Annotated in this window: 1 protein-coding gene; it reads left to right on the forward strand. The window is 60.4% G+C overall.

What is annotated here, in order from left to right:
• Positions 1–699, forward strand: a 699-nt coding sequence (locus DXC67_RS10275) for an ABC transporter ATP-binding protein (protein WP_147327794.1), incomplete at both ends; no start/stop codon positions are given.

The raw sequence follows: 699 nt of genomic DNA on the forward strand, positions 1-699 counted from the left end.
CCCGCGAAAAAGCGCCATGGGCTCGAGCTTCTGGACGCGAGCGTGGGATACGGAAGCACGACGATACTTTCAATCGGGTCGCTTTTCCTGAGCCCGGGAACGGCGGCGGGCCTCGTTGCTCCCAACGGCTCGGGGAAAACCACCCTTCTTGAAGCGCTGTCGGGCCAATTTCCCACCCGCATCCGCTCGGGAAGCCTGGCGGCAGACGGAATCTGCCAACGTCGATCAGCCGAATTTGCAGAACTCGTCTACCTGAGCTCTTCGGGCGGCGCGGATCTCTATCCCACGCTATCGGCCATCGAGCACCTTGCTTTCGTTAGGGAGGCGTGGAAATCGGCCGCCGACATCGACTCGCTCTGCGACTCCCTCGGAATCTCCCCATATCTCGACAAGCCGACCCGTAAACTCTCGACGGGAATGAAGCAGCAGGTAAAGCTTGCCATGGCGATAGCGACCGATTGCCCGTACCTCATCCTCGATGAACCGCTGAACGGCCTCGATCCGGGAAAGCGGAAAACCTCCTGCGACGCGATGCGCAGCGAGGTGGCGCGGGGACGCAGCGTGCTCATTTCAAGCCATCTGCTCGACGACCTGGCAGACCTCACCAACTCGTTCTACTTCATCGAGGCCGGCACGCTCGTGGAAAAGATCAAGTCGTCCTCGCAGACGCTCAAGCAGGAATACCTCGATACATACGAG

Source organism: Collinsella sp. TF07-1, assembly GCF_003437235.1.
Taxonomy (GTDB): domain Bacteria; phylum Actinomycetota; class Coriobacteriia; order Coriobacteriales; family Coriobacteriaceae; genus Collinsella.